Annotated in this window: 2 protein-coding genes and 2 pseudogenes; 2 read left to right on the top strand and 2 right to left on the bottom strand. The window is 65.7% G+C overall.

Annotation, left to right across the window (positions count from 1 at the left end):
* Positions 1-479 precede the first annotated feature (479 nt).
* Together J8I33_RS31850 and J8I33_RS31845 are read left to right on the top strand one after the other, a co-directional pair.
* Positions 480-1,082: a TetR/AcrR family transcriptional regulator gene (locus J8I33_RS31850; protein ID WP_209928821.1), complete on the top strand. Its 603-nt coding sequence runs from the start codon at positions 480-482 to the stop codon at positions 1,080-1,082.
* Positions 1,083-1,260: 178 nt separating this feature from the next.
* Complete coding sequence (locus J8I33_RS31845; RefSeq protein WP_209939777.1) at positions 1,261-2,553, top strand: divalent metal cation transporter; 1,293 nt, start codon at positions 1,261-1,263, stop codon at positions 2,551-2,553.
* A gap of 33 nt (positions 2,554-2,586) precedes the next feature.
* Here the strand turns inward: J8I33_RS31845 and J8I33_RS31840 are convergent.
* A pseudogene (locus J8I33_RS31840) lies at positions 2,587-3,591 on the bottom strand (chemotaxis protein CheB).
* Positions 3,592-3,755: 164 nt separating this feature from the next.
* A pseudogene (locus J8I33_RS31835) lies at positions 3,756-7,788 on the bottom strand (CheR family methyltransferase).
* Positions 7,789-7,917: the final 129 nt, after the last annotated feature.

Here is a 7,917-nt window from a genome sequence, read left to right as displayed (position 1 = left end):
CGGATCCTGCGCGCACGCAGCCAGCAGCAACAGCAGCCCCGGTGCGAGTAAACGGCGATACATGGGTACTTTCCTCACGTTTCATTGGCGCCGTATTGCTTCGCGCGCTCGCCCGCGAGCATGCCCCCGGCGGTGCGACGCGCAGCGAAGACGTTCCGCGGGCTCGCACACCGAGGCTCTCTCAGGTTCTCTTTTCAGCTTGAAACATCGTTGCAGCGACCGATGCGGCGGAAAACAGCAAGCGGGACGCAGCCTCGTGTTCCGCCTCCTGAATCCCCGCAATACCGATCGATGCTTTCTGGATTCAAATGATACATATCGGTCTATCCAATAGTCAAGATGACTTGATGACCGGCGCCGCACGCGAAGATCGCCGGGCGGCAATGCAATCCGACCGCGCCGGGAGGCCGATTTCGTCGAGCGGCATGATGCTAGAATAATCGGTCTATGCTGCTGAAACATCGAGGAGGAAGCCGTTCGTGCGAGCCAACAAACGCCAGCTAGTGGTAGACAAAGCGACCGAACTGTTCTCCAGGCACGGATTCCATCCGGTGGGCGTCGACTGGATCATCGACGATTCCGGTGTCGCCCGCATGACGCTGTACCGGCATTTTGCGAGCAAGGACGAGCTGATCCGCGAAGTGCTGCTCCAGCGCTACGACCTGATCGTCGGCAGCATCGCCGCGCAATTGCAGCACGTCGCCGATCCGGTCGAGCGCGTCAAGACCATCTTCGACTGGTACGCGGCGTGGTTCAGGACGCCTGAATTTGCCGGCTGCCTGTTCGAGCGCGCGCTGGCCGAATTCGGCACCGCTTATGCGCCGATCTCGGATGTCGCGATCCGCTATCGCCGCAAAATGGTCGAATGGATCGCAGAACTGATCGAGGCGCTCGTGCCGCCCGAAGCCGCCAACCGGCTGGCAACGGTCTTCATGATGCTGCTGGATGGCGCCACGGTCGAGGCACGGGCGTTCAACGATTCCGCTGCTGCCGCGCGCGCGTGGCAAGCCGCGCACGCCCTGCTCGAACAGGCGATGCACGCGACGGTTCCGGCCGCCGACGGTGCGGCTAGCCCGACGTAACGCAGGTCGCGCGCCGTCGTATTGCAGGCAAACCGTCGGTGGGAAGGCGCCGGGCAAGGTCGACGCAGGCGACATCGCGAAGTCGAACGGGCCGTAACGCCCGCCCGGGCCGCCAGTGCGCGACGCGCCCGACCAGGCACGGCGATTGCGCCTGCTGGACTCCCGGGAGGCCGCGATCATGAACGACAACGATTTTCTCCAGCCGGAGCCGACGGAGCCCGCCCCGAATGCGGCCACGTGGGTCCGGCGTCTCGGTCCCGGCCTCGTCACCGGCGCCGCCGACGACGACCCTTCCGGCATCGGCACGTATTCGCAGGCGGGTGCGCAGTTCGGCTTCGAATTGCTGTGGGCGCTGCTGTTGACGTACCCGCTGATGACGGCCATCCAGCTGGTCAGCGCGAGAATCGGCCGCGTGACGGGCAAGGGTCTCGCGTCCAACATGCGCACGCACTATCCGCGATGGCTGCTGTACGGGACGGTCGTGCTGCTGATCACGGCCAACGTGATCAACATCGCCGCCGACCTGTCGGCCATGGGCGCGGCCGTCAATTTGTTGCTGCCCGGCCCGCAACAGCTCTACATCGTGTGCCTCGGCGGCGTGTCGGTCGTGCTGCAGGTGTTCGTTCCGTACGACCGCTACGCGCGATTGCTCAAATGGACCGCGCTGACGCTGCTGGCGTATGTCGCGGTCGCCCTCATCGTGCCCGTCAGCTGGGCCGAGGTCGGCCGCGCGATCGTGCAGCCCCATGCGCAACTGACCGCCGCTTATCTGACCACGGTCGTCGCGGTGCTCGGCACGACCATCAGCCCGTATCTGTTTTTCTGGCAGGCGTCTCAGGAAGTCGAGGAATTGCGCGCCGCGCCGAACCAGCGGCCGCTGCGACGCATGCCGCGTCAGGCGCCCGCGCAGTTGCGTCGGATCAGCTTCGATACGTGGTTCGGCATGGGCGTCTCGAACATGATTGCGTTCTTCATCGTGCTGACGGCGGCGGCCACGCTGAACGCGCATCACATCGACGTCAAGACTTCCGCGGACGCCGCGCGGGCGCTCGAGCCGGTTGCCGGTCACTTCGCGTACGTGCTGTTCGCGCTCGGCATCGTCGGCACCGGCCTGCTGGCGCTGCCGGTGCTCGCGGGATCGGCCGCGTATGCGGCGGCCGGCACGTTCCGCTGGCGCAACAGTCTCGCGTTGCAACTGGGCCTCGCGCCCGAATTCTATGCGGTGATCGTGTTGGCGATCGTCGGCGGAATCGCGTTCACGTTCACGCATTTCGACCCGATCCGCGCGCTTTACTGGAGCGCCGTCATCAACGGGGTAAGCGCCGTGCCGATCATGGTCGTGATGATGCTGATGGCGCGAAGCAGACGCGTCATGGGGGAGTTCGCCGTCAGCGGCACGCTTGCGTGGGGCGGATGGATCGCGACGCTCGCGATGGCGATCGCGGCGCTGGGCGTGTTCGTACCGGGATAAAGCCTGCGGCGCGGTTGGCGCGGGTCGCTGCGCTCACTTCAGTTCGCCCCTGTTTATCGCCGTGCCGACCGCATTGCGCAGTACGTCCGCGAGCCGCTGGTTTTCGTCGATGCGAGCCTGTTCGATCGCGACGTCCTCGGCGTTGCCCGTGCGGCGCGCCCATTCCTGGCGCTCGCGCGCAAAGATCATGCGCTCGTGAACCGCGCGGATGGCCCCCCATATCGCATCCTCTGCTTTCCGGGCTTCGGCGTCGTCGAGCGAAAGCACGGAGAACGCATGCCCGGTATGGCATCGATATCGCAACGGACGATCGTCGCGCATGCGCCAGAGCACGCCGTTGCAACTGGGGCACGTGAGGGCGGAACGCGTCCCGATCTCGTCAAGCAGTCCCGGGTCGACGAGGCCGTCCTCTGCAATCCGGCTCTCATGGTCCAGGTCGCGCAAGTCTGCCATTTTCCGCTGCTCCTTCACACGTGCGCCGTAGACCGCTGCATGAATGGTCCCCGGCAGTTCCCCGGCCTTTGCGACCGCATCGGCTCCCGTCGCGGCCAGCGCGCTGCGCGGCATCGACGGCGCTTCGCATTCGTCGGGGTCCTGAACGATACCGTAGCCGCCCCGTGCGCGAATCGCCGCCAGGCCGGCCGCGCCGTCATCGAGATCGCCGCTGAGGACGACGCCGATCGCACCGGCGCCATATTCGCGGGCGGCAGACCGGAACAGCGGATCGGCGGCCGGTCGGGCGAAGTTCTCGGCCGCGGTATCGAGCAGTCATAGATTTCCGTCGCGCACGATCATGTGCCGGTCGGGCGGCGCCACGTAAATTCTGCCCGCTTGCGGCGGTTCCCCTTGTAGCGCCACGCTCGCATCCAGCGTACCCCATCGCGACAGCAGCTCCGGCAACATCGTCCGATGTCGACCAATGTGCTGCACGATGCAAATCGGCACCGGAAAATCCGCGGCGACGCCGGCCACCAGCGTCCGGAGGACCGGGAGACCGCCTCGGGACGATGCGATTACGACGATATCTCGACGATCCATAGCCCCCCCCTTTGCGGAGATAGCCGCAAATCGGGTGCCTGAACCGGGATTCCGCGACGGGCGGCCGCCCACGCCGCAATGCGGGTCGAATGGCGATTGCCGGAAACGCCGCCGTGGCAAGCCGCGCCCGAACGACCCGCGACGCACGCGCGGGCCGTCGGCGGTCATCGGGTGTCCCGACGCGCGTCGCCGAGTGCCGCGAGCAACATCCCGAAATCGAGCGGTTTTGACAGATGGCTGTCGAAGCCGGCTTCCGCCGCGGCCCGGACATCGTCCTGGCGATTGCGGCCGGTCAGCGCAACGGTCCGGAGCGTGGCCCAGCGCGGATCGGCCTTGATCCGGCGAAGCAACGCGTAGCCGTCCATGTCGGGAAGCCCGATGTCGGACACGATCGCATCGACGGATGCCTCCTGCAGCATCGCCAGCGCCGCGGCTCCGTTTTTCGCGGTCTGGACTACCGCCCCCGCCAGTTCCAGCAGCGCGGTGAGCGACATCGCCGTCTCCTGATCGTCCTCGACCAGCAGCACGCGCAGGCCGGCGATATTCCCCTCCGGCACGCCGCTGCCCGCAGACACGGCGCGCTCGATCGGTGCGGCCGGCAGCCATACCGTCATCGTGGTGCCGGACCCCGGGCCGTCGGACGTCGCGGCGATCCGGCCGCCGTGCATTTCGACGAGTTGCCGAACGAGCGCCAGCCCGATACCGAGACCGCCGCGGGTCCGGTCGCGCGGCGCCTGCCGGAACATGTCGAAGACATGCGGCAGCGTATCTTCGTCGATCCCCTGCCCGTCGTCGATCACGTCGACACGCAGCATCTTGCCCTCATGCGCGAGCCGCACGACGATCTCGCCGTGCGGCTGCGTGTACTTGAGCGCGTTGGACATCAGGTTCCAGAAGATCTGCTCGCATCGCACCGGATCGGCAAGCGCGATGGCCGGCTCCGTCGGCAGCTCCGTTTGCAGGATCAGGCCGCGCGCGTGCACGTCGAGCTCGCAGGTATCCGTGATGCTGCGCAACATCGCCGTCAGATCGACCCGGCCCAGCTCGAGCGCGAGCTTGCCGGTCTGGATGCGCGACAGATCGAGCAGGTCGTCGATGATCTGCGCCTGTGCGCGCACGGCCTGCCGAATCGAATCCGCGGCGTCGCGCACGGCGGGAATGTCGCGCGTCTCCGGCAGGCGCGGCAGCATTTCCGACTTGACGCCGATCAGGTTGAGCGGATGCCGCAGCTCGTGGGACACCACCGCAATGAACTCGTCCTTCAGCTGGCTCGAACTGAGCGCCTGCTCGCGTGCCGCCTGTTCCCGCGCCAGCGCTTCGCGGTTCGCGTCGTCGCTCTGCTTGCGCAGCGTCATGTCGCGCACGATCTTCGCGAAGCCGTTGAACGACGTATCGGAAATCGGCGTGACGACGCCGCTACAGAAAATCCGCCGTCCGTCCTTGGTCCGGTGCCAGCGCTCGTCGTCCGCGCGCCCTTCGCGGGTCGCGATGTCGCGCTCGCGCGTCGGCACGAGCGCCTGTCGGTCGCTCGGCTCGTAGATCAGATCCACGTCCTGGCCGATCATCTCTTCTTCCGTATAGCCGAAGATGCGTTCCGCTCCGGCGTTCCAGCTCACGATGGACCCGTTGCCGTCCTGGATGATGATCGCGTAGTCCTTGGTCGATTGCGCGACCAGACGCAGGCGCTGCTCGCCTGCCCGCGCCGCCTCTTCCGCGTGATGCCGGTCGGTGATGTCGATCAGCGTGATCACCGCGCCGTCGATGTGGTCGTCCGCCGTCCGGTAGGGCAGCAGGCGCATCAGATACCACCGGCCGGCCTCGCTCTCGATCTCGCGCTCGATCAGCCGCAGCGACTGAAACGACTGCCGGACGTCGTCTGCCAGCGTCGGATACCGCAGTGCGTGGGTAATATGAAATAGCGACCTACCCAGGTCCGTATCGATCAGATTGAAAATCGCGGTGGCGTTGGGCGTAAACCGCTTGACACGGATTTCCTTGTCGACGAACACGGTCGCGATCTCGCTCGACGCGATGATGTTGTGGAGGTCGTCGTTCGCTTTCGCGGTGTCTTCGATCCTTGCCTGCATTTCGGCGTTGGCCGTCGTCAACTCCTCGTTGACCGATTGCAGTTCCTCCTTGCTGCTTTCCAGCTCCTCGCTCGTGGAGCGCAACTCTTCGTTGATCGCCTGCAGCTCCTCGTTCGACGCCTTCAATTCCTCGACGGATGTTTCGTACTGCTCGATGATCGTCGCGAGTTGCTCGCGGCTGTGCTGCAGCTCCTGTTCGAGCTGGGCCAGAACCGGATCCTGCCCGCTCGTCTCGACCTAGTCCTCCTCGGTCATGCGGCCGGCCACCTCGTCGAACACGATGAGCAGGAATTCCGCATTCGCGACCTTGTCGTGAAACGGCCTGACCGTCATGTTGATCTACGACACGCGGGCATCGTGTGCCCATTTCACCCGGCGCGCCTCGACGCTCGTGCCCGTTTGCAGCGCACGGAAAATCGCGGTGCGCAGATCGAGCCGCAGATCCGGCAACACCAGCGTCATGATGTTGCTCGACAGCTCGCCGCCGACGTGCCGCAGGAACCGGCCCGCGTTATCCGACAGATGAACGACGTTCGATTCCTTCGTCGGATGCGCCGGATTCGACCTGGAACAGCGGCGGAAAGCCCGTGGCCGGCTTCGCGCGATGCGTGACGACGCGTGCGCGGTAGATCCGGCGTTTCTTGTCCACGACGACAAACAGATCGTCCGCCGCGTCGGCGGACTCCGCGGTGCCGAGGAACAGATAGCCGTTGGGGCGCAACGCGAAATGGAACAGCTCCAGGATTTGCCGCTGCACCGCCCGCTCGAGATAGATCAGCACGTTGCGGCACGAGATCAGGTCGAGATGCGAGAACGGCGGATCGCGCAGCAGGCTGTGCGCCGCGAACAGGATACGTTCGCGTACCGCCTTCGCGATCACGTAGTGCGCGCCTTCTCGCGTGAAATACCGCTGCAGCAGCGGGGCGGGCACGTCGCTCGCGATCGACAGCGGCTAGGAACCGGTCCGCGCGCGGACGATCGCCGCTTCGTCGATATCGGTCGCGAAGACCTGGATGGCCTGGCTCGACATCGCGGCCTCACGCGCCCGCGCCAGCAGCAGCGAGATCGAGTACGCCTCTTCGCCCGTCGCGCATCCGGCCACCCACACGCGTACCTGCTCCTCGCCGGACTCCGACGCGAACAACGAGCCGATCACTTCCCGTTCGAGGAAATCGAAGGCTTCGCGGTCGCGGAAGAACTGGGTCACGCCGATCAGCATGTCCGCCAGCAGCGCGTTCGCTTCTTCCGGCGTGGCCCGCAGGAAATCCCGATACGCGAGGAGATCGCGCTGGCCGTTGACCTGCATGCGCCGCTCGATACGTCGCAGCACGGTCGCCCGCTTGTACAGCCTGAAATCGTGGCCGGTGCGTACCCTCAGGTGCATCAGAATGTCGGAGAGCGCCCGTTCGGGATCGTTGACCGTCGGCCGATCGACGTTGTGCAGCGATTGCGCGAATTCGAGGCTTTGCTGTTCGATGCGGCGCGCATTCGACCAGAGTTCGAGCAACCGTTGCGGCATCTCGGCCGCCGGCAGCACGATATCGACGCGCGCCATCGCAATCGCGTGCTGCGGCATCTCCGCGTGCTCGGCGTCGTCCGGCGTTTGCGCGAGCGTGATGCCGCCCGCCTCCTTGATGCGGCTCAAGCCCGCGGCGCCGTCGGAGCCGGTGCCGGACATCACGATGCCGACCGCGCGCCAGTCGTGCGCGTCCGCCAGCGTCCGAAAGAAGTGGTCGATCGTGAACGGAACCTCGTCGGACGGGTCACGGCTGCGGCAACGAAGGCAACCGTCCGACATCTCGAGCTGCATGCCCGGTGCGATCACGTAGATATGGTTTTTCTCGATCGGTACCGTGGACGTCACCTGATGCACCGGCATGCCCGTCGTGCGCTGCAGGACGGCGTCCATATGACTGACCTGTTCCGGCGCGAGATGGACGACGACGACGAACGCCATGTCCATGCCCGTCGGCGCGCTCTCGAAAAAGGTCTGCAAGGCCATCGTGCCGCCTGCCGACGCACCGATGCCCACTACCGGAAACGACAGATCGCTCTTCAACGTCGCGGGCGATGGAGGCAGCTCCTTGTGCGTAGGCGCTTGCCGTGCCATTGAATTCTCCTGATGGTGTGCGGAACATCGTGTGCCGAGCGCCGATCGGTGCCGGGTCGCATCGCCCTCGTCCGGTCGTCCCACGATCCCGCTGGTGATACTTCCCCCTAGGCTTCCATGCGCATTGCA

The organism is Burkholderia sp. AcTa6-5 (assembly GCF_017815075.1).
GTDB lineage: Bacteria > Pseudomonadota > Gammaproteobacteria > Burkholderiales > Burkholderiaceae > Burkholderia > Burkholderia sola.
The sequence above is the reverse complement of the archived record's forward strand: the minus strand, read 5'-3'. Positions and strand labels throughout refer to the sequence as shown.

Coding starts and splice junctions, on each gene's coding strand:
- J8I33_RS31845 (WP_209939777.1), top strand. CDS start 1,261: ATGAACGACAACGATTTTCTCCAGCCGGAGCCGACGGAGCCCGCCCCG.